Annotated in this window: 23 protein-coding genes; 14 read left to right on the top strand and 9 right to left on the bottom strand. The window is 69.5% G+C overall.

The window, feature by feature from the left end; translation table 11 throughout:
* Window positions 1-2 precede the first annotated feature (2 nt).
* Window positions 3-995, bottom strand: a complete 993-nt coding sequence (locus tag H074_RS19850) for a cytochrome d ubiquinol oxidase subunit II (protein WP_007031839.1) — start codon at window positions 993-995, stop codon at window positions 3-5.
* 3 nt (window positions 996-998) lie between these two features.
* Complete coding sequence (locus tag H074_RS19845; RefSeq protein ID WP_007031838.1) at window positions 999-2177, bottom strand: cytochrome ubiquinol oxidase subunit I; 1179 nt, start codon at window positions 2175-2177, stop codon at window positions 999-1001.
* Window positions 2178-2317: 140 nt separating this feature from the next.
* Here H074_RS19845 and H074_RS19840 point away from each other — a divergent pair, with 140 nt between their 5' ends.
* The 7 genes from H074_RS19840 to H074_RS19810 are packed head-to-tail and all read left to right on the top strand — an operon-like array spanning window position 2318 to window position 5975.
* On the top strand, window positions 2318-2635 hold the full coding sequence (locus H074_RS19840; RefSeq protein ID WP_007031837.1) for a helix-turn-helix transcriptional regulator: 318 nt from the start codon (window positions 2318-2320) through the stop codon (window positions 2633-2635).
* Between the two features lie 43 nt (window positions 2636-2678).
* Entirely contained in the window at window positions 2679-3344 is a 666-nt protein-coding gene (locus tag H074_RS19835) for a permease prefix domain 1-containing protein (protein WP_007031836.1), read from the top strand.
* Window positions 3341-3997 carry a permease prefix domain 1-containing protein gene (locus H074_RS19830; protein WP_007031835.1) on the top strand — a complete coding sequence of 219 codons (657 nt, stop codon included), beginning with the start codon at window positions 3341-3343 and terminating at the stop codon, window positions 3995-3997. Before H074_RS19835 ends, H074_RS19830 begins: the two co-directional genes overlap by 4 nt.
* Window positions 3994-4668 carry a permease prefix domain 1-containing protein gene (locus tag H074_RS19825; RefSeq protein WP_007031834.1) on the top strand — a complete coding sequence of 225 codons (675 nt, stop codon included), beginning with the start codon at window positions 3994-3996 and terminating at the stop codon, window positions 4666-4668. The genes H074_RS19830 and H074_RS19825 overlap by 4 nt, the downstream gene beginning before the upstream one ends.
* A complete protein-coding gene (locus H074_RS19820; protein ID WP_007031833.1) occupies window positions 4665-4967 on the top strand; it encodes a DivIVA domain-containing protein in 303 nt (100 codons plus the stop codon). Before H074_RS19825 ends, H074_RS19820 begins: the two co-directional genes overlap by 4 nt.
* On the top strand, window positions 4964-5413 hold the full coding sequence (locus tag H074_RS19815) for an SRPBCC family protein (RefSeq protein WP_007031832.1): 450 nt from the start codon (window positions 4964-4966) through the stop codon (window positions 5411-5413). Before H074_RS19820 ends, H074_RS19815 begins: the two co-directional genes overlap by 4 nt.
* Entirely contained in the window at window positions 5406-5975 is a 570-nt protein-coding gene (locus H074_RS19810; protein WP_007031831.1) for a DNA-3-methyladenine glycosylase I, read from the top strand. Before H074_RS19815 ends, H074_RS19810 begins: the two co-directional genes overlap by 8 nt.
* A gap of 63 nt (window positions 5976-6038) precedes the next feature.
* Here the strand turns inward: H074_RS19810 and H074_RS19805 are convergent, their stop codons facing one another.
* Window positions 6039-6833, bottom strand: coding sequence for an enoyl-CoA hydratase-related protein (locus tag H074_RS19805; protein ID WP_007031830.1), 795 nt, complete (start codon window positions 6831-6833; stop codon window positions 6039-6041).
* Window positions 6834-7028: 195 nt separating this feature from the next.
* On the opposite strand from H074_RS19805, the gene H074_RS39370 reads away from it, so the two are divergent.
* Window positions 7029-7196, top strand: coding sequence for a DUF3117 domain-containing protein (locus H074_RS39370; protein WP_005155393.1), 168 nt, complete (start codon window positions 7029-7031; stop codon window positions 7194-7196).
* A 90-nt stretch (window positions 7197-7286) separates the two neighbouring features.
* A complete protein-coding gene (locus H074_RS19800) occupies window positions 7287-8762 on the top strand; it encodes a leucyl aminopeptidase family protein (RefSeq protein ID WP_007031829.1) in 1476 nt (491 codons plus the stop codon).
* An 8-nt stretch (window positions 8763-8770) separates the two neighbouring features.
* On the opposite strand, the gene H074_RS19795 is transcribed toward H074_RS19800, so the two are convergent.
* Together H074_RS19795 and H074_RS19790 are read right to left on the bottom strand one after the other, a co-directional pair.
* On the bottom strand, window positions 8771-9382 hold the full coding sequence (locus H074_RS19795; RefSeq protein WP_007031828.1) for a phosphatase PAP2 family protein: 612 nt from the start codon (window positions 9380-9382) through the stop codon (window positions 8771-8773).
* A 69-nt stretch (window positions 9383-9451) separates the two neighbouring features.
* Window positions 9452-10336, bottom strand: a complete 885-nt coding sequence (locus H074_RS19790) for a LysR family transcriptional regulator (RefSeq protein WP_007031827.1) — start codon at window positions 10334-10336, stop codon at window positions 9452-9454.
* Window positions 10337-10441: 105 nt separating this feature from the next.
* Here H074_RS19790 and H074_RS19785 point away from each other — a divergent pair, with 105 nt between their 5' ends.
* A complete protein-coding gene (locus H074_RS19785; protein ID WP_007031826.1) occupies window positions 10442-11686 on the top strand; it encodes an MFS transporter in 1245 nt (414 codons plus the stop codon).
* Between the two features lie 13 nt (window positions 11687-11699).
* Here the strand turns inward: H074_RS19785 and H074_RS19780 are convergent, their stop codons facing one another.
* Window positions 11700-12350, bottom strand: coding sequence for an O-methyltransferase (locus H074_RS19780; RefSeq protein ID WP_007031825.1), 651 nt, complete (start codon window positions 12348-12350; stop codon window positions 11700-11702).
* A gap of 178 nt (window positions 12351-12528) precedes the next feature.
* Between H074_RS19780 and sigE the strand changes: the two genes are divergently transcribed.
* From sigE to tatB, 4 genes are all read left to right on the top strand, one after another.
* Complete coding sequence (gene sigE / locus H074_RS19775; RefSeq protein ID WP_039922921.1) at window positions 12529-13149, top strand: RNA polymerase sigma factor SigE; 621 nt, start codon at window positions 12529-12531, stop codon at window positions 13147-13149.
* Window positions 13146-13823, top strand: a complete 678-nt coding sequence (locus H074_RS19770) for a zf-HC2 domain-containing protein (protein ID WP_007031823.1) — start codon at window positions 13146-13148, stop codon at window positions 13821-13823. The genes sigE and H074_RS19770 overlap by 4 nt, the downstream gene beginning before the upstream one ends.
* A 403-nt stretch (window positions 13824-14226) precedes the next feature.
* On the top strand, window positions 14227-15768 hold the full coding sequence (locus tag H074_RS19765; protein WP_007031822.1) for a S1C family serine protease: 1542 nt from the start codon (window positions 14227-14229) through the stop codon (window positions 15766-15768).
* A gap of 55 nt (window positions 15769-15823) precedes the next feature.
* Window positions 15824-16270 carry a Sec-independent protein translocase protein TatB gene (tatB, locus tag H074_RS19760; protein WP_007031821.1) on the top strand — a complete coding sequence of 149 codons (447 nt, stop codon included), beginning with the start codon at window positions 15824-15826 and terminating at the stop codon, window positions 16268-16270.
* A gap of 90 nt (window positions 16271-16360) precedes the next feature.
* Here the strand turns inward: tatB and H074_RS19755 are convergent, their stop codons facing one another.
* The 3 genes from H074_RS19755 to H074_RS19745 are packed head-to-tail and all read right to left on the bottom strand — an operon-like array spanning window position 16361 to window position 19325.
* Window positions 16361-17506 carry an Mrp/NBP35 family ATP-binding protein gene (locus H074_RS19755; RefSeq protein WP_007031820.1) on the bottom strand — a complete coding sequence of 382 codons (1146 nt, stop codon included), beginning with the start codon at window positions 17504-17506 and terminating at the stop codon, window positions 16361-16363.
* Between the two features lie 9 nt (window positions 17507-17515).
* A complete protein-coding gene (locus H074_RS19750; protein ID WP_007031819.1) occupies window positions 17516-18025 on the bottom strand; it encodes a DUF1003 domain-containing protein in 510 nt (169 codons plus the stop codon).
* A complete protein-coding gene (locus H074_RS19745; RefSeq protein WP_039922920.1) occupies window positions 18018-19325 on the bottom strand; it encodes a magnesium transporter MgtE N-terminal domain-containing protein in 1308 nt (435 codons plus the stop codon). Before H074_RS19745 ends, H074_RS19750 begins: the two co-directional genes overlap by 8 nt.
* Window positions 19326-19329: the final 4 nt, after the last annotated feature.

Here is a 19329-nt window from a genome sequence, read left to right as displayed (position 1 = left end):
TCCTAGAAGTGCAGCGGCGAACGCTGGTCGACCCGGCTGTCGTGCCTGCGCCAGGTCACCCACTGCACGGCGGCGATCGCCACCAGCGCGGGAGGACCGACGATGGTCAGCAGGCCGAGCATCTCGGTGGTGGTGGCCGCTTCCGTCAGGCTCAGCGAGAAGCCTCCGTCCACAGAGGACGCCAGAGCGTCCGGCAGGCGCAGGGTTCCGACCGCCAGCACCGGCGACGCGGACAGCGCCATCGTCGCGACCAGCGCCGTCTTGTGCCGCCCCGCGCGCAGAGCGGCGGCCGCGACGCCCAGCGCGCCGAACGCCAGCACGATCGCGGGCAGCACGGACCACGACGCGGTGGTCTCGACGGCGCCCCAGGCGACCGCCACGACCAGGAACGCGAGTGCCGGCGCGAGCAGGGCCTTGGCGATCCGGTTCGCGCGGGCGGTGAATTCGGCGGGTGCCCGGACGGCGAGGAAAGCCGCTCCCTGCAGGGCGAACAGCGCGACGAACCCGGCACCCCAGAGGAGCGCGTACGGACTGAAGACCGCGAGGACACCGCCGGTCGGCTTCCCGGCCGCGTCGAGCGGAAGCCCGAGGACGAGGTTACCGAGGAACAAGCCCCAGGACACCGCCGTCATCCAGGCGCCGACGGTGATCGCCAGCGTCCAGGCGCCGCGGCCCGCGTCCGGCCGCCTGCTGCGCAGCTGCACAGCCGCGGTGAAAGTGACCAGACCGAGCAGCAGGGTGACGACCGGGAGATACGCCCCGGAGAACACTTTTCCCTCAAGATGTGGGAAAGCGCCGAACAGGACGCCGACCGCGGCCACCAGCCACACTTCGTTGGCCAGGAAGAACGGGCCGAACGCGCCGAGCACGCGCCGTCGTCCGGCCTCGTCACGGCTGAGCCTGCCGAGCAGCATCCCGACGCCGTAGTCGTACCCGGCCAGCGCGAAATAGCCGGCGGTCAGGAAACCGAGCACACACCACCAGAGGATCACCATCGGTCAGACTCCGCTCAGGACGGGAAGTTCGGGACGGGGCGCGGCGGCCTCTTCGACGGGGTCCGGACCGCGTTTCGCGACCCGCGACATCAGCACCCAGTCGGCGATCGCGAGTACGAGGAACAACAGCGTGAAAGCGATGAAGGAGAACAGGATCTGCCCGGCCGGGATCGACGCGACGGCGTCGGCGGTGGTCAGCCTGCCGCGGATCAGCCACGGCTGACGGCCGATCTCCCGCACGAGCCAGCCGGAGATCGCCGCGATGAACGGCAGCGGGATCGCGAGCACCATCACGTACAGCAGCGGCCGCACCTTGGTGATCCAGTTCCGGAACAACAGCAGCGTGCCGAGGATCGAGGCGAGGAAGGCGATGAAGCCGATCTGGATCATGAAGCCCAGCGGGGCGCCCACCAGCGGTTCCGGTGTTTCCAGCTTGCCGGGATGGTAGTCCCCGAGCGGCCCGAACTGGCCGAAGCCGAAGCCGATCACCAGCGTGCTGCCCACCAGTGAGGTGAGCACGCCGATCCGCATCGAGCGGCGGAAGAACTCGATCTCCTTGGTGCGCTTGATGAAGTGGTACGCGCTGACGCCGACCACGAAGAAGCCGCCGGTCATGAGCGCGGCGCTCAGCACGTGCGGGAGCGACATGGTCAGCGCCGGGTTCGTGAACAGCGCGCCGAAGTCGTCGAGCTTCAGCACGCCGTTCTCGACGTGCGTGCCGACCGGGTTCTGCAGGAACGAGTTGGCCACCATGATGAACAGCGCCGAGGCGTACGCGGTCAGCGTGACCAGCCAGATCAGCGTCAGGTGGACCCATTTGTTCAGCTTCGAGAAGCCGAAGATCCACAGCCCCAGGAAGGTCGATTCGGCGAAGAACGCCACCAGCGTCTCGATGGCCAGCGGCGCGCCGAAGACGTCGCCCGCGACCGCGGACAGGCCGGTCCAGGTGAGCCCGAACTGGAATTCCATCACGATTCCGGTGACGATTCCCAGCGCGTAATTGATCACGTAAAGCTTGCCCCAGAAGCGAGTCATCCGCGTGAGTTCCGGCTTGCCGCCGAATGCGGAGCGTGTCTGCATCACCGCGACGAGTGTCACGAGCCCCAGTGTGAGCAGCACGAACAGGAAGTGGAACGAGGTCGTCGTCGCGAACTGGAGTCTCGCGATCGGGAGTGCGTCCATGCCGGAGCACTGTATACGTAGGCTGGCTACATGTAGGCACTAAATCTATGAAATCGGGGTGATCTCGGGGACATTCCCTGAGGCCGGTCCGGGAAAGGGACGACTACCCTGGTATGCGGCGATGTGTAGACTGTCTATCTATGAAGGCCGACAGCCTGCGCGGGCACCTCGACGCGTTGCTCCTCGCCGTCCTCGACGGCCGGAAGCTGCACGGGTACGCCATCATCGAGGCGCTCCAGCTCCGCAGTGACGGTGCGCTCGACCTGCCGACGGGCACCGTCTACCCGGCGCTTCGCCGGTTGGAGCGCGCCGGATTCCTCGCCAGCGAATGGGACGTCGTGTCCGGCCGCAAACGTCGTACGTACAAGCTCACCCGCTCCGGGCAGAAGGCCTTGGCGGCGGAACGGGCGGAGTGGCAGGAGTTCACGACTGTGATCGGTGGTGTGCTCTTCCAATGAGCTCTCGCCGGGGAAGAGCGGCTCGAGCTAGGGGGAGCACGGCATGAGCGCGATCGAGGCCTACATCGGCCACCTGGACAGACGGTTGAGCGGGTCGGCCGGGGCGAAGGCCGATCTGCTCACCGAGGCGAAGGACAGCCTGACCGACGCGGCCGAGGCGTATCGCGAGGGCGGCGCCGGGGAGTCGGAAGCCGAACGCCGTGCCGTCGCGGACTTCGGTCCCGCCGCCGTGATCGCCCGCGAGTACCAGGCCGAACTGGCGTTGCGTGGGGACGTCGGCACCTTGTGGAAGGTCATCGTCGGGGTCCCGCTGTTCCAGGTGAGCTGGGAGCTGGCGCGGGTCTTGACCTACGGCGACTGGGGCAGGCTGAACAAGCCGACCCTGGATTGGTACTTCTTCGTCGTCGATCTCTCCGGCGTTTTCGTCGTGGTCTCGCCCGTGATCGGGGCGATCGCGCTGCTGGGCACCCGCCTGCTGGGGCGCAGGCTGGACGGGACACGCCTGGCGGGCTTCGCGCGCTGGACCGTGGCGGCCGCGGCGATCGCGAACCTGGTGGCGATGCTCCTGCTCGCCGTCGGCACCGTGGTCCTCGACCCGTCCAGGATGAACATGAGCCTGCCGTGCAACGTGCTGTCGATCGGCTGGGCGGTCTTCAGCTTCTGGCTGCTCTCACCGGTTTTCCGATCCCGGCCCCTGGTCGCCGCATGACCGCCATCGAGGCCTACATGGGCGAGCTGGACAGGCGGCTGAGTGGGTCGCCGTCGGCGAAGGCCGATCTGCTCACCGAGGCCGAGGACGGCTTGACCGACGCGGCCGAGGCCTACCTCGCGGGCGGCGTCGACGAGGCGGAGGCGGAACGCCGGGCTGTCGCGGATTTCGGCCCTGTCGACCTCATCGCGCGGGACTATCAGGGGGAACTGGGGCTGCGGCGCGACATCCGTGTCCTCTGGGAGCTGATCGTCGGTGTCCCGCTGCTGATCCTCGCCTGGGATTTCGCGCGCGTGCTGAGCTCCGGCGACTGGTCGCGGCTCGGCGAGCCGCCGTCCTGGTACCACCGCGCGATCGGCACGGCCGACACGCTGGCGGCGCTGTCCCCGATGGTCGCGATCGCCGGGCTGATCGCGGCACGGTTGCTCTCGCGCCGTCCCACCGGTCCGCCCGCCGCTCGCGCGGTCTCATGGTCGCTGGCAGGCGCGGTGGGGCTGAACCTGCTCGCGGTCGCGACGTACGGCGGCGCGACCGGACTGCTGGAACCCGCCCGCCTCATCATCAGCGTGCCGTGCGCGGCCCTGTCCGGAACCTGGATCCTGTTCAGCATGCGGCTGACGGTCGCCGCGCGGAGTCGGAGAACCACGGCATGACGGTGATCGAGGCTTATCTCGGGGAGTTACGCACCCGCCTGGACGGTCCGGCGTCGGCCAAGCGGGATCTGCTGCGCGAGGCGCGGGACGGGCTCAACGACGCCGCCGACGCGTACCGCGACGGCGGCTGGAGCGAGGACGAGGCGCAGCGTCGTGCCGTCGCCGATTTCGGGCCGGTGCACCTGATCGCACGGGACTACCAGGCCGAACTGGGGATGCACAGCGGCACCCGCACCCTGTGGAAGCTGATCCTCGGCGTGCCGATGATGCAGCTCGCCTGGGAGTTCGCCCGCAAGTGGACCTTCGGCGACTGGTCGCAGCTGGCGACGTCGACCCCGGGTTGGTACAAGTACGTCGCCCAGTTCACCCACGGTTCGGTGTACATCGTGCCGATACTGGGAGTGTTCGCTCTCGTCTGCATGCGCCGGCTTTCCCGGCGGATGGACGGTGCCCGGCTGGTCAGGACCGCCGGCGTGCTGATCGGCGAGGCCGTCGGGCTGAACCTGGTTTCGGTGGCGCTGCTGGTGATCGCCACCGGGGTCATCGACGCGTCGAGACTGTTCCTGTCCGTGCCCTGCGGGATCCTGATGGTGCTCTGGGTGGTGCTCAGCGTGCGACTCGCGTTGCTGGCGCGACGATCGTGGCGTTCGTGTGCCACGATCGTGGCGTGACGACCGCCCTGATCTATCTCGTAGTCATGCTGCTGGTGGCCGCCGTGGTGTTCTTGCTGGCCGCCGTGGTGTTCGGCAGGGGTGAGGAGCTGGCCCCGCTGCCGCCCGGCAGCTCGCCGACCCGGCTGCCCGCCGAGGACATCACCGCCGAGGACGTCCACGCCGTCCGCTATCAGATGGTGCTGCGCGGCTACAAGATGTCCGAAGTGGACTGGGTGATGCGGCGGCTCGCCGTCGAGATCGAGGAACTGCGGGCCAAGGTGGCCGAGCTGGAGGCCGAGCGAGAGGGCGTCAGGTGACCGATGTCGTCGTCTCCGTCGACGTCGCGGTACCGGCCGGGACGGCTTGGCTCGCCCTGACCGACTGGGAACGCCAGGGCGAATGGATGCTCGGCACCGAGGTCAAGGTCGTCGAGGGCAACGGGCGCAGCGTGGGTTCGAAACTGTCGGCGTTCACCGGTGTCGCCGGGATCGGGTTCACCGACACCATGGAGATCACCAGCTGGGAGCCGCCGCTGCGCTGCGTCGTGCGGCATCTCGGCAAGATCGTGCAGGGCACCGGGGTGTTCCAGGTGATCGAGAAGGGGCCGCATTCCTCGACGTTCGTCTGGGCGGAGCATCTACGGCCGCCGTTCGGCGTCGTCGGACGGCTCGGCTGGCCGGTCGCGAAACCGGGATTCGAACTGGGACTGCGGCTGTGCTTGCGGAGATTCGTGAAGTACGCGGAGGGGTACCGGGTTGGCTGAGGCGGGTCTGCTGGGCGCGGACGGGATCAAGCGGTGTTCGTGGGGCAACTCGGCCCCGGACTACGTCGAGTACCACGACACCGAATGGGGCGTCCCGCTCCACGGCGACGAGGAACTGTACGAGCGCCTGTGCCTGGAGTCGTTCCAGTCCGGGCTTTCGTGGATCACGATCCTGCGGAAGCGGGAGTCGTTCCGGAAGGCGTTCGAGAAGTTCAAGCCGAAGAAGGTCGCCGCCTTCACCGACGACGACGTCGCCCGCCTCATGGAGGACGCGTCGATCGTGCGGAACCGGGCGAAGATCCTGGCGGCGATCAACAACGCGCGGGCGATCGAGGACCTCGACGGTTCGCTGGACGACCTGCTGTGGTCGTTCGCGCCCGATTCGCATGTCCGGCCGCGGCGGATGGCGGACGTCCCGGCGATCACCGACGAGTCGAAGGCGATGGCGAAGGAACTCAAGAAGCGCGGCTTCGTGTTCCTCGGACCGACGACCTGTTACGCGCTGATGCAGGCGACGGGGATGGTCGACGACCACGTGAAGGACTGCTTCCGGGCCGCTTAGACGCTCGTGAGTGGTAAGGACGGTTAGAACCGTCCTTACCACTCACGAGACGTGCCCCGGCGGCTACTTGCCCTGGAAGTTCGGCTTGCGCTTGCCCACGAAGGCCTCGACGGCCTCGGTGTGGTCGGCCGTCGCGCCGAGCGCGGTCTGGGCCTCGTCCTCGGCCGCCAGTGCGGTTTCGAGGGACGACTCGGCGGCGACCGACAGCACGTTCTTGATCTTCGCGTACGCGACCGTCGGACCGGCCGCGAGCTTCGCGGCGACCTTCTGCGCGCGGGCGGCCAGTTCCTCGTCCGAGACGACCTCGCCGACCAGGCCGAGCGTCAGCGCCTCGGCGGAGTCGACTGTGCGCGCCAGCAGCATCAGTTCGGCCGCACGGCCGAGACCGATCAGTCGCTGCAGCGTCCACGAAGCACCCGAGTCCGGGCCGAGGCCGACGTTCGCGAAAGCCATCAGGAAGTTCGCCGACGTCGCGGCGATCCGGAGGTCGCTCGCGTAGGCGAAGGCGGCGCCCGCGCCGGCGGCGGGGCCGTTCACCGCGGCGATGACCGGCTTCGGCATCCCGACGATGGTCTTGACGATCGGGTTGTAGTGCTCCCTGACGGTGTGTAGCGGCGCCGGGTCACCCGCTTGCAGTAGTCCTACGTGCTCCTTCAAGTCCTGCCCGGCGCAGAACGCCTTGCCCGAACCGGTCAGCACGACCGCACGGACGCTGTCGTCGGCCGCGGCCTCGGTCAGGCCCGCCAGCAGCAGTTCCTTGAGTTCGACGGTCAGCGAGTTGTACGCCTGCGGCCGGTTCAGCGTGAAGGTGCGCACGCCATCGGCGTCGGCGGTCAGCAGAACGTCGGATGTGGTCACGGGATCTCCTAGTCGGCGAAACTGCGGTCTGAGAGGAGTCTTTCAGCCTCGCGAGCCGCATACCAGCACCGATACGACGGCAAAAGATCGGTCCGCGTTCGCGCTCGGCCGCTGATGAGGGACAATGGACAGTAGACCCGGCTGGCTTTGACGAGCGCGACCCGGGCGCGCCGGTTGAGACGGAGGGAGCACGCTATGGCGGCCATGAAGCCCCGGACCGGAGATGGTCCCCTCGAAGTGACTAAGGAGGGGCGGGGCCTCGTGATGCGCGTACCACTCGAAGGTGGTGGGCGTCTCGTCGTCGAACTCTCCGCGGAAGAAGCGAAGGATCTCGGCGCGGCCTTGCAGGAGGTCACCGGCTGAGCCGGACCGCACCAACGTTCAACCACCCGCACCCCGGTCTCCCCTCGGAGACCGGGGTCGCGGTTCATCTGCGCCCGGAGGTCGCTCACTGTGCGTAACCCGCTACCCCCCGTTCCGGGGAAGCTGCTCGAACTCGAGGTCCCGGACGACCTGAGGCGCGGTACGCCGCTGGCCACGCTGATCGCGGCGCCGTCCGAAGAGGATGGTGACGCCGGACTCGCGGAGATCGGCGGCGTGCGGCCCACCGGCAAGGCCGGTGACGTGCAGACCGTGCCGACCGGCGGCGTCCGCTGGCTGGCCGGCGTCGGCGACGGCGAGCCGCGGCAGTACCGCAAGGCCGGTGCCGCGCTGGTCCGCGCCGTCTCGTCGACGCTGGAAGAAGACGTCAACGCCGGTCAGAAGGCGTTCCGCGCCTTCGCCGTCGAACTGCCCGAGGACGCGGGCGCCGAGCACATCGAGGAACTCGCGTTCGGGCTGCTGCTCGGCGGCTACCGGTTCACGGTGACGGCCGAGGAGCCGAAGCCGAGTCCGCGGACCGTGCGCTTGATCACACGCCACGAACGCGCCGTGCCCGCGTACGCGAAGGCGCTGGAGCGGATCCGTGAACTCGCCGCGGCCGCCGCGTTCGCACGCGACCTGGCCAACACGCCGTCGAACATCAAGACCCCCGCCTGGCTCGCCGACACGGCCGTCCGCGTTTCCGGCGGCATCCCGAACCTGACCGTGACGGCGCGGGACGAGAAGTGGCTGGCCGAGCAGGGCTTCGGCGGCGTCCTCGCCGTCGGTGGCGGATCGGCCGCGCCGCCGCGGCTGATCGAACTCGAGTACCGGCCGCGCGGGGCGACGACGCATCTGCTGCTGGTCGGCAAGGGCATCACCTTCGACACCGGCGGCCTTTCGATCAAACCGGCCGACGGTATGCACCTCATGCGCACCGACATGGCGGGTGGCGCGGCGATCATCGCCGCGGTCCGCGCGATCGCCGCGCTGCGCCTGCCGGTCAAGGTGACCGGGCTGGTGCCCGCCGCCGAGAACCACGTGTCCGGTTCGTCGTACCGGCCCGGCGACATCGTCCGGCACTACGGCGGAAAGACGACCGAGGTGGGCAACACCGACGCCGAGGGCCGCATGGTCCTGGCCGACGCCCTCGTCTACGGCATCAAGAAGCACAAGCCGGACGCGGTGATCGACGCGGCGACCCTGACCGGCGCCATGAAGGTCTCGCTCGGCGTCCGCACCGGCGGTGTCTTCGCCACCGACGACGCGCTCGCGGAGCGGGTCACGAAGGCGGGCGAGCGGGTCGGCGAGGCATGGTGGCGGATGCCGCTGCTGGAGGACCTGGCCGACACCGTGCAGGGCTCGCTCGGTGACGTCCGGCAGGCGCCGGGCGGCCCCGGCGGCATCGTCGCGGCGCTGTTCCTGCGTGAGTTCGTCGGCGACGTGCCGTGGGCGCATCTCGACATCGCCGGTCCCGCGCGGGCCGACAAGACCTACGCCGACGTCGTTCCGGGAGCCACCGGGTTCGCGGCGCGGACGCTGGTCGAACTGGTCGCTTCGTACGCCTGACCTGCGGATCACCCGCGGGGCGGGAGCAAGGGACCTTTGCTCTCGCCCCGCGGGCGCACCCTGGGCATGGGCTGGGTCGGCGCGTCACCGGCATGGGCGGTGAGCCTGCGGGCCAGCCTGGTCGCGGGGCCTGTCAGGTACCGGAACACGAGCCACGCCGTCACGGAGCCGAGGACGAGTCCGGCGAGAACGTCGTGCGGGTAATGCGCGCCGACGAAAACCCGCGAGAAGCCCATCAGCAGGGCGACCGGGAACACCCACGGCGCGAGTCGCCGCCAAGCGAGTGCCAGTCCGACGGCGGCCGCCGCGGCGATCGTGGAGTGGTTGCTCGGCAAGGACCAGTCGCCGATCGGCGGGCAGTCGACGAGGGTGACGAGGTTCCGGCACGGGCGGTCCTCGTGGATCACGCTCTTCGCCACTTCGCTGATCAGGTACGCGATCGCTGTCGCGGCGGGCACCAGCAGCGACACCGCGAGCCGGGTGGGCGAGGTGCGAGCCCGCCAGAAGACCCAGGCCATCAACCCGGCGAAGATCAGCAGTCCCGCGTCGGTGAACAGGATGCCTGATGCCTGAAGCCAGCTCGGGCTCTGACCGGCCAACTCCACGATGTCGTCGTACATTCACCCCAAGTTAGCGAAAAGGCTTCCCTGCCGGGGTGGACGAACGGCAGTGACCGACCCTGACGATCGTCACCAGCGCTGTGCGCGGACCCGCTCCCGGAACCGCAGCACGGCGGGCGGCAGGACGACGTCCTTGCGCCAAGCCAGCCCGATGGTCCGGCCGACCGGCGGCACCAGCGGGACTTCGACGACGCCCGCCGGGCTGCCGGGCTCGAAGCGGGGGAGCAGCGCCACCCCGAGCCCGGCAGCGACCAGCCCTCGGACGGTGTCGGACTCCTGTCCCTCGAAGGCGATCTTCGGTTCGAAGCCGGCCGCGGCGCACAGATCGTCGGTGATGGTGCGGAGGCCGTAGCCGGTCTCGAGGAGCACGAACTCCTCGTCCTTGAGGTCCTCGATGGCGGCGCTGGGCCGGTCGGCGAGACGGTGTGACGTCGGAACGGAGAGAAAGATCTCCTGCTCGGCGAGCACGGCGGTGTCGAGCAACGGGTCGTCGACGGGCGCGGGCGCGAGCAGCGCGAGATCGAGTTCGCCGCTGGTCAGCCTGTCGACCATGTCCTGACGTGAGCCCTGGACCAGGGTGAACCGGACGCCCGGATGGTCCGCGCGATAGCCGCGGAGCAACGTGGGGACCAGCGACCTGCCGAGCAGGTGCAGGAAGCCGAGGACGACGTGCCCGGATTCGGGGTCGACCTCTTCACGGGCCTGGCGGACTCCGGCGTCGACGGCGGCGAGCGCGCGTTCGGCGGCGTCGGCCAGCAGTTCGGCGGCACGGGTGAGCCGGATGCCGCGGCCGTCCGGGACCGTCAGCGGGGCGCCGAGGGCCTCGCCGAGCGCCGAGATCCGGCGGCTTACCGTGGGCTGCGGGACACCGAGCAGTTCGGCCGCGCGTGTGACGTTCGTCGTGCGGCGCAGTGCGGTGAGCAGCGCGAGCTGGGGGGCTAGCTGGGCGGTCATCCTTTCATTCAGCACGGTATCGATTGTGGCAGATGATCGTATTAGACGTATCGTTTAGCCGGGCTTAGCTTCGGGACCGTGCCTTCCGCCGGAACCACCCGCCGCGTGACGATCGCCGTCGCCGCGGCCGGGATCTCCTCGTTCGCGCTGCTCTACGCGCCGCAGCCGGTGCTGCCGCAGCTGGCCGAGCAGTATCACCTCGATCCAGGTGGCGCTTCGCTCGCGGTGAGCGTCGCGACCGGAGCGCTCGCGATCGCCGTGCTGCCGATCGCGGCGCTTTCCGAGGTCGTGGGACGGCGTCCGGTGATCATCACTTCGGTGGTCGCGTCGGTCGTCTTCGGTTTCCTGTTGCCGCTGGCGCCCAGCTACCCGGCGCTGCTCGTGCTGCGGGCGCTGCAAGGGGTCGCCATCGCGGGGTTCCCCGGGGTGGCGGCGGCCTATCTCGCGGAACGGCTCGGCAAGGCCGGGCTCGCGGCGGCGGTGGGCGCGATGATCGCCGGTAACACCGTCGGCGGCATGGTCGGGCGGCTCGCGGCCGGGTTCACCGCCGGGCCTTTCGGTTACCGCGGCGCGCTGATCGTCGTCGCGGTGATCGGCCTGGTCTGCACGGTGGTCACGGTGCTGGCCCTGCCGCCGGGGGAGCAAGGGACCTTTGCTACCACTTCGGCGAATCACCGCAGGTCAGAGCGATTGCGCGAGCAAGGCAAGGCGGTGCTGGCCGGGCTCGGCGCGGCGGTGCGGAAGCCGGTCCTGCTGGTCCAGTACGCGGTCGCGCTGCTGGCGATGGGCTCGTTCGTCGCGCTGTACAACGCCGCCGGGTTCCGCCTGACCGGTGAGCCGCTGAACCTCTCGCCCGCGATCGCGTCGCTCGTCTTCCTCGCCTACGCGATGGGCTCGGTCTCGTCGGCGACAGCGGGCAAGCTCGTCGGCCGGTTCGGACGTCGCCGGGCGCTCTCCGGCGCCTTGCTGCTCACGATCGCGGGCGCCGCGCTGACACTGTCCGACTCGCTGCCCGTGGTCATCGCCGGGTTCGTGGTGCTGACCGGCGCGTTCTTCGCCGCGCACGCCGTCGCCAACGGCTGGGCCGCGGCCGAGGCGCCCGAGAACGCCCGGGGCCAGGTGGGCGGGCTTTACACGCTTTCGTACTACCTCGGCAGCAGCATCGGCGGCGCCGTCGGCGCGACCGTCTACGGGCATTCGGGCTGGACCTGGCTGATCGCGCTCACCGCCTGCTGGCTCGCCCTCGCCGCGGTGGCCGTGGTCGCGGTGGTCCCCAATTCCGTGAAGGCCCCCTTGAGGGACTCTGAGTCCCTCAAGGGGGCCTTCACGGAACAAGCACTCCGGCGGTAGCAAAGGTCCCTTGCTACGCGATCGCGGCGACCAGCAGCCCGCCGCCCACCGGCAACAGCGCCGGGACCAACCGCTCGTCCTCCCGGAAGGCCCGCGCGACCTCCCGGAGCGCGAGGGTGTCCGGATCACGCCGTGAGGGATCGGTCACCCTGGTCCCGGAGACGTTGTGGAACGCCAGTATCCCGCCGGGCCGGAGCAGCGCGACGGCCTTTTCGTAGCAACTCGGGTACTCGACCGGCGCCGAATCGACGAACACCAGGTCGTAGCCGCCGGGGGTGAGCCGGGGGAGGACGTCGAGCGCGCGCCCCATGATCAGCCTGGTCCGTCCCGGCGGGTACCCGGCCTCGCGGAACGCCGCCCGCGCCGCCCGGTGGTACTCGGGCTCGATGTCGATCGAGGTGAGGATCCCGTCGTCGACCATGCCGCGGAGCAGGCACAACCCGCTCACCCCGGCCCCGGTCCCGACCTCGACGACGGCTTTCGCCCGCAGCGTCGTGGCGAGAAAACGCAGAGTCGCACCCGCGCCCGCACTCAGCGGACCGCACCCCAGATCGGCCGACCGCGCCCGCGCGGTGGCCAGTACCTCGTCGTCGGGGACGTACCCGTCGACGAGGTCGGCGTCGGCGGCCTCGGCAGGCGAGCCCGCATGCGTCCCGGAATTCACACGCGGAGGTTAGCGCTGCCTATCGTCAAAAGAGCGAAGACTCCCTGGTACCGACTTCTCAGCCTCCTCTCAGTCCCGTCTCACTAGAAACATAAGCAGGCCGGACAGACTGGTCCTCGACAACGGGAACACCGTGCTCATCGCCCGCGTTGGGTGGAGTAGTTGGGAGAAGACGCTGATGGAGGTGCCTACTTCCCCGATGCAGGACACGATGCAGGACCAGCACGCGGACCAGGTCACGCCGGTGACGGTGGACGACGCCGCATGGACGCCGCCCTCGTGGGACGAGGTCGTGCGTGAGCACGCCGACCGCGTGTACCGGCTGGCGTACCGCCTGACCGGTAACGCCCACGACGCCGAGGACCTGACGCAGGAGACCTTCATCCGGGTCTTCCGCTCGCTCGCGTCCTACAAGCCCGGCACGTTCGAAGGCTGGCTGCACCGCATCACCACGAACCTCTTCCTCGACATGGCCCGCCGCCGCTCGCGTGTGCGAATGGAAGGCCTCCCCGAGGACACCGACCGCATCGTCGGCGACGACCCGAGTCCCGAGCAGGTCTACTCGGACACGCATCTCGACCCGGACCTGCAGGCCGCGCTCGACGAGTTGCCGCCCGAGTTCCGCGCCGCGGTCGTGCTGTGCGACGTCGAAGGCCTCTCGTACGAGGAGATCGGCGCCACCCTCGGTGTCAAGCTCGGCACCGTGCGCAGCCGGATCCACCGTGGCCGCCAGGCGCTCCGCGCTTCTTTGGAGCGTCGTCGCGCCGCGGCGCACGAGTCTGCGAAGGTGGGGGTATGACCGCACCGCGAGGTTGGGGACTCCCCGAGTCGCATCTGCTTCCGGACGCCATCGTCGCCTTCGTGGACGGCGAGCTGACCCTCGGCGCCCAGGACAGGGCCTCGGCGCACATCGCCCGCTGCCAGGCGTGCGCGGCCGAGGTGGCCGCGCAGCGCCAGGCCGTCGCGGCCGTGAAGCAGGCGGGAGCCCCGTCGATGTCGGCGGGTTTCCTGGCCAGCCTGTGCTCCATCCCGCAGAACACCGAACTTCCCGGCACACCGGACAATCTGGCGATGACAGCCGACGGTCAGCTGGTGGCCATCCAGCGGCCCGACAGGGTCGCCGGCCTTCGCGACACCGGGGTTTTGGGCGGTACAGCGCCGTTGGGATCATCGGCGCCGCTGGGCCAGTCGCCGAACGTTCTCGGCGGCGGGCGGTTCGGCCTCGCCCGGCGGAAGTACGCGCAGGGCGCCGGAGTGGTCGTTTCGGGCCTGGTGCTGAGCGCGCTGGCCCTCGTCGCGACCTCCGGTGACGGCATCGAAGACCAGCCGAACCCCGGCCCCGTACCGCCGCAGGGCGTCAACGCCGGACTGCTGCCCGCGCAGCTGGGCGGCGGCGCCAAACCGGAACCGCCGCGCAGCACCGCGCCGAGCCCGAGCACGTCCAGCGTGCCCGTGCCCGTTTCGGCCCGCTGACCTGTTTATCAGGGTTTGACGAAGCAGATCGTCGCGCTCTGGAACTTCGAAGTCCCGTAGCCGGCCTACGAGGTCTTCGTCTCTATGTCGTCGAAACACAGCCCGGCCTTGGCGTTGATCGCCAGGCACAAGACGACGCCCTCCCCGCGCGGCGGCGTCGGGACGGCGTACTTGTAGAAACCTTCCTTGCAGTTCCCATCGCCCTTGTCGACGCCGGTGAGGAGTCCCAGGGTTCTCCGACCTGACCGTTGGACCGCCAGAAATGAGACATGTCTGCCTCACGTGTCACATTTCTGCCCTGTCCGGGGAATCAACGCGCACTTCACTGTGGTCACGGCAGAATCCAGGGTGAGGCTTGGCGTACTCTCGCGTCCGGCCAACCTGATCTCAGCCCCGGGGAATGATGACCGAGCAGCCGAACGCGAATCCGCAGCAGCCTGGTGACCCGGCGGGGGATCGGCTGGCGCCGCGCCCGCTGGCCCGGCCCGCCGTCGATCCGGCGCAGGCGGCCACGTTCGGCAGGCCGCGTGGCGTCGACGGTGCCTTCGACAAGCTGTACCAGCCCGGCACGAACGGGCAGTCCGCGCCGGGCCTGAATCTGGCGCCGCCGACGCCGGAATCGCTCGCCGAGGCCTTCCGCCGCCCGCCGGGCGCCGAAGGTGTCGTGCTGGAACGGCCGCACGGGACCCACGGCTCCGAATCGTCCGCGAACGGCGCGGAAGGTCCGCTCTGGACCACGACCGCGGACCCCTGGCGCGACCCAGGCTCCGGCGCGGTGCTCGCTGGGCCCGCCGTGCAGCAGGACTCGGAAGAGGAGAAGGACGCGAAGCGCCCTCAAGGTGCGTTGCTGAGCCTTCCGGAGGTCCTCTTCGGGCGGCGTGTGCAGACGAAGGCGCTGGCGATGCTCGCCGCCGTCGCGCTGGTCATCGGCGCCGCCGGCGGGCTGATCGGCTGGTGGTTCGCCGACACCGGCTCCGGACTGACCGGCCAGGCCAGTATCTCCGAGGCCGACGCGGCCAAGGAACGTCCGGCGGGCTCGATCGCGGACATCGCCCACCGGGTGGCGCCCGCGGTGGTCTCGCTCGAGGTGTTCAAACCCGGCGCCGACGCCGGCCAGCAGGGCTCCGGCGTCGTCATCGACACCCAGGGCTACGTGCTCACGAACGAGCACGTGATCTCCGCCGCGACGGCGGACTCGGCCACCAAGGTCACCGCCGTGTTCTTCGACGGCAGGCGCGTCGAGGCGAAGGTCGTCGGCGCCGACGCCAAAACCGACCTGGCCGTGGTCAAGGTCGACGTCAAGAACCTGACCGCGCTGCAGGTCGGGAAGTCGTCCGACCTCGCCGTCGGGGACTCGGTGATCGCCGTCGGTTCGCCGCTGGCGCTGCAGAACTCGGTCACCGCCGGCATCGTGAGCGCGCTCAACCGCCCGGTGACCGCGGGCGGTGACGGCGGCAGCGCGCCGGTGATCTACGAGGCCATCCAGACCGACGCCGCGATCAACCACGGCAACTCGGGCGGCGCCCTCGTCGACGCGACCGGGGCGCTGGTCGGGATCAACTCCGCGATCCGCTCGTCCAGCGCCGAAGGCGGCAGCATCGGCATCGGGTTCGCCATCCCCAGTGACTACGCGGTGAAGATCGCGAAAACACTGATCAAGGACGGCAAGGTCGTCCACCCCGACATCGGGATCAACGCCTCGTCCACCGTCGCGGGCTCCAGCACCATGGGCGCGCAGGTCCGCAATGTCGCCCCTGGCGGCCCCGCGGCCTCTGCCGGGATCAAAGAAGGCGACGTCATCACCGAAGTCGGCGGGCGGCTCGTGCGCGACTCGGCGGAACTTCTCGTCGCGGTCCGCGCACGCGAAGTCGGCGAAGTGGTTCCTGTCCGCCTTGTCCGGGATGGGTCTTCACTTGTCGTGGACGTGAAACTGGCCTCGGACTAGCGAGTTCGGCCGGGTACCCTGAACGGGGAAGACGCCGAGGCGGAGGTTCACACGGGTGTTCGAGAGTGTCGGCTGGGGCGAGATCCTCATCATCGTCGTCGCGGGTCTTTTCATCCTCGGTCCGGAACGGCTGCCCGAAGCGGCGTCCTGGCTGGCGAAGAGCGTCCGCAAGGTCCGCGACTTCGCGACCGGGGCCAAGACGCAGCTGCGCGAGGAGATGGGCCCGGAGTTCGATCAGCTGCGCAAGCCACTGGAGGACCTGCGGGGCCTGCGGAACTTCGACCCGAAGCGGGTCGTCACCCAGCACCTGTTCGACGGTGACTCGGATCCGCTGGGGCTCAACAACATCAACGGCACGAACGGTGCCAACGGGACGAACGGTGCCAACGGGACGAACGGTGCCAACGGGGCTTCGAAGCCCAACGGCTATCCGGCGACGGCTTCGCAGCCCGAGCCGCTGAAGCCGGGGGAGCGCCCTCCTGTCGACCCGGACGCCACCTGACCCTCGCGCAACTACCGCAATTCGTCACCTGCTTGCGGTCGTCGCGTGTCGCAACCACCGCAAGTAGGTGACGAATTGCGAAGAGGGGTGTCAGCGGCCGGCGGGCGTGACGTTCAGCATCATCCCGGCCAGCCCGCGAGCCCGGACGGTCAGCTTCTTCGCCGCCTCCTTGAGCACGAGTGACGCCGGCGCGTCCGGCTCGGCCAGCACGATCGGAGTGCCCGAGTCGCCATTGGAGACCACGCGCGGGTCCATCGGGACCTGGCCGAGCAACGGCACGGTCGACCCGACCGACTTCGACAGCGAGTCGGCGACGGACTGCCCGCCGCCGGATCCGAAGATCTCCATCTTCTGGCCGTCGGGCGTTTCGAGCCACGACATGTTCTCGATGACCCCGGCCACCCGCTGCCGCGTCTGCAACGCGATCGCGCCCGCGCGCTCGGCCACCTCGGCGGCAGCCTGCTGCGGAGTGGTGACGACCAGGATCTCCGCGTTCGGGATCAGCTGCGCGACCGAGATCGCGATGTCACCGGTGCCCGGCGGCAGGTCCAGCAGCAGGATGTCCAGATCGCCCCAGAACACGTCGGCGAGGAACTGCTGCAGCGCGCGGTGCAGCATCGGCCCGCGCCACACCACGGGGGTGTTGCCCGGGGTGAACATGCCGATCGAGATGACCTTCACGCCGTGCGCCTGCGGCGGCATGATCATGGTGTCGACCTTGGTCGGCTTCTCCCGCGCGCCGAGCATCCGCGGCACCGAGTGCCCGTAGATGTCCGCGTCCACCACGCCGACGGAAAGCCCGCGTTCGGCCATCGCGGCCGCGAGGTTCACCGTCACCGAGGATTTGCCGACGCCGCCCTTGCCGGACGCGACGCAGTAGACGCGCGTCAGCGAACCCGGCTGCGCGAACGGGATCACCGGCTCCGTGGCGTCACCGCGCAGGGATTTTCGCAGCTCCGTGCGTTGCTCGTCGCTCATCACGTCGAGCTCGACCCGGACATCGCTGACGCCGGGGAGCTTCTTGACGGCTTCGGTGGTGTCGTTGGTCAGCGTCGCCTTCAGCGGGCAGCCGGCGACCGTCAGGTAGATCCCGACGGTGACCACACCGTCCGAGCCGACCTCCACGTCCTTGACCATGCCGAGTTCGGTGATCGGTTTCTTGATCTCCGGGTCGTACACGGCCTTCAGCGCGGTGCGGACATCGTCGACGCTGGGGAGTTGCTGCGTACTGGTCACACGTCCATGTTACGTACCGGTAGGCGTGCGGTCGGGTTTGGCCTTCCGCGGCTTGGCATCAAGATCCTCACGGAGCCTGTCGAGTTCGCCCCGCAGGAAGTCCCGCGTGGCGACCTCACCGAGCGCGATCCGCAGCGACGCCAGCTCCCGCGCGAGGTACTCGGTGTCCGCCTTCGTCTGCGCGGCGCGATTCCGGTCTTCCTCCAGCGAGACGCGGTCGCGGTCGTCCTGCCGGTTCTGCGCCAGCAGGATGAGCGGCGCGGCGTAGGCGGCCTGCGTCGAAAACGCCAGGTTCAGCAGGATGAACGGGTACGGGTCCCACCGCAGCGAGACCGCGACCAGGTTCAGCACGATCCAGACGATGACGATCAGCGTCTGCCAGAACAGGTACTTGCCGGTGCCGAGGAACCGCGCGACCCGTTCGGTGAACCGGCCGAACGAATCGGGGTCGATGTTCAGCCTGAACCGGCTCTGGCCGCGGGGCTGGTCCAGCCGCCGCCCGGACATCAGTTCAGGCACGTTCGGTCTCCTCGGTCTCCGCGGTGATCTCGCCGGTGATGTCGTGCAGCCCGGTCTCGCGCCAGTCCTCCGGGAGCAGGTGGTCGAGCACGTCGTCGACGGTGACCGCGCCGAGCAGGTGGTCCTCGGCGTCCACCACCGGCCCGCAGGTGAGGTTGTAGGCCGCGAAGTAGCGCGTGACCTCGGACAAGCTGGCCTTCGGCCGCAGCGCGGGCAGCTGGGAGTCGATGGCGCTCGCCACCATCTCCGCGGGTGGTTCGCGCAGCAACCTCTGGAAGTGGACGACGCCGACGAAGCGCCCGGTCGGTGTCTCCGTCGGCGGACGGCACACGAACACCATGCTCGCCAGCGCCACCGGGAGATCCGCGTTGCGGATGTGCGCGAGCGCCTCGGCGACCGTGGCGTCCGGCGTCAGCACCACCGGCTCGGGCGTCATCAGACCGCCCGCGGTGTCGGAGGAGTACTCCAGCAGCCGCTTCACCGGCGCCGACTCCTCGGGTTCCATCAGTTCCAGGAACCGGCTCTGCTCGGCGGGTGCCAGTTCTGCCAGCAGGTCGGCGGCGTCGTCGGGGTCCATCGCTTCGAGGATGTCGGCGGCGCGCTCCTCGGCGAGGTAGGACAGCAGTTCCTTCTGGTCGTCCTCGGGCAGCTCTTCGATGACGTCGGCGAGATGCTCGTCGTCCATCGCGTCGGCGACCTCGTGCCGCCGCTTCAGCGGCAGATCGCGGACCGTGGCGGCGACGTCGGCCGCGCGCATGGTGTCGAACAGCATCAGCAGCTGCGCCGCGCCCTGGGTCTGGCCGGTCAGGTCGGTGAGCCCGAGTCCGGACACCTCCGACCACGGCAGCACCTGCATCGCCGAACGCCGCCTGCCGAGACCGAGCCTGCTCGACCGTTCGCGGATCGCGAGTTTCGCGAGCACCCAGTCCCGCGTCCGCGTCGGCTCCATAGCGGCGTCGACGACGGTGACCCGGGTGTCGGAGCCGGCGAGCGTGGCGTACGCGTCGAACAGCTGCCCGACCACCAGCACCTCGTTGGGCCGCTGATGGAACCGCCGCATGTTCACCGATCCGGTCGCGAGCGTGACCGCGCTGGGCTCGATCGAAGTCACGCGCAACATCGGCACGAACACGCGGCGCCTCGTCGTCAGCTCGACCACGATGCCCAGGATCCGCGGCGGCTGCTGGTCCAGGCGAAGGCCCGCCACCAGGTCCCGCACCTTGCCGATCGATTCACCATCGGGTCCGAAAACCGGCAAACCGGCCAGCTGAGCTGCGAATACCCTGTTCACGGCTGCCATGCCC

The organism is Amycolatopsis decaplanina DSM 44594, from assembly GCF_000342005.1.
GTDB classification, from domain to species: Bacteria; Actinomycetota; Actinomycetes; order Mycobacteriales; family Pseudonocardiaceae; genus Amycolatopsis; species Amycolatopsis decaplanina.
This window is presented reverse-complemented; position numbering and strand designations above follow the sequence as displayed.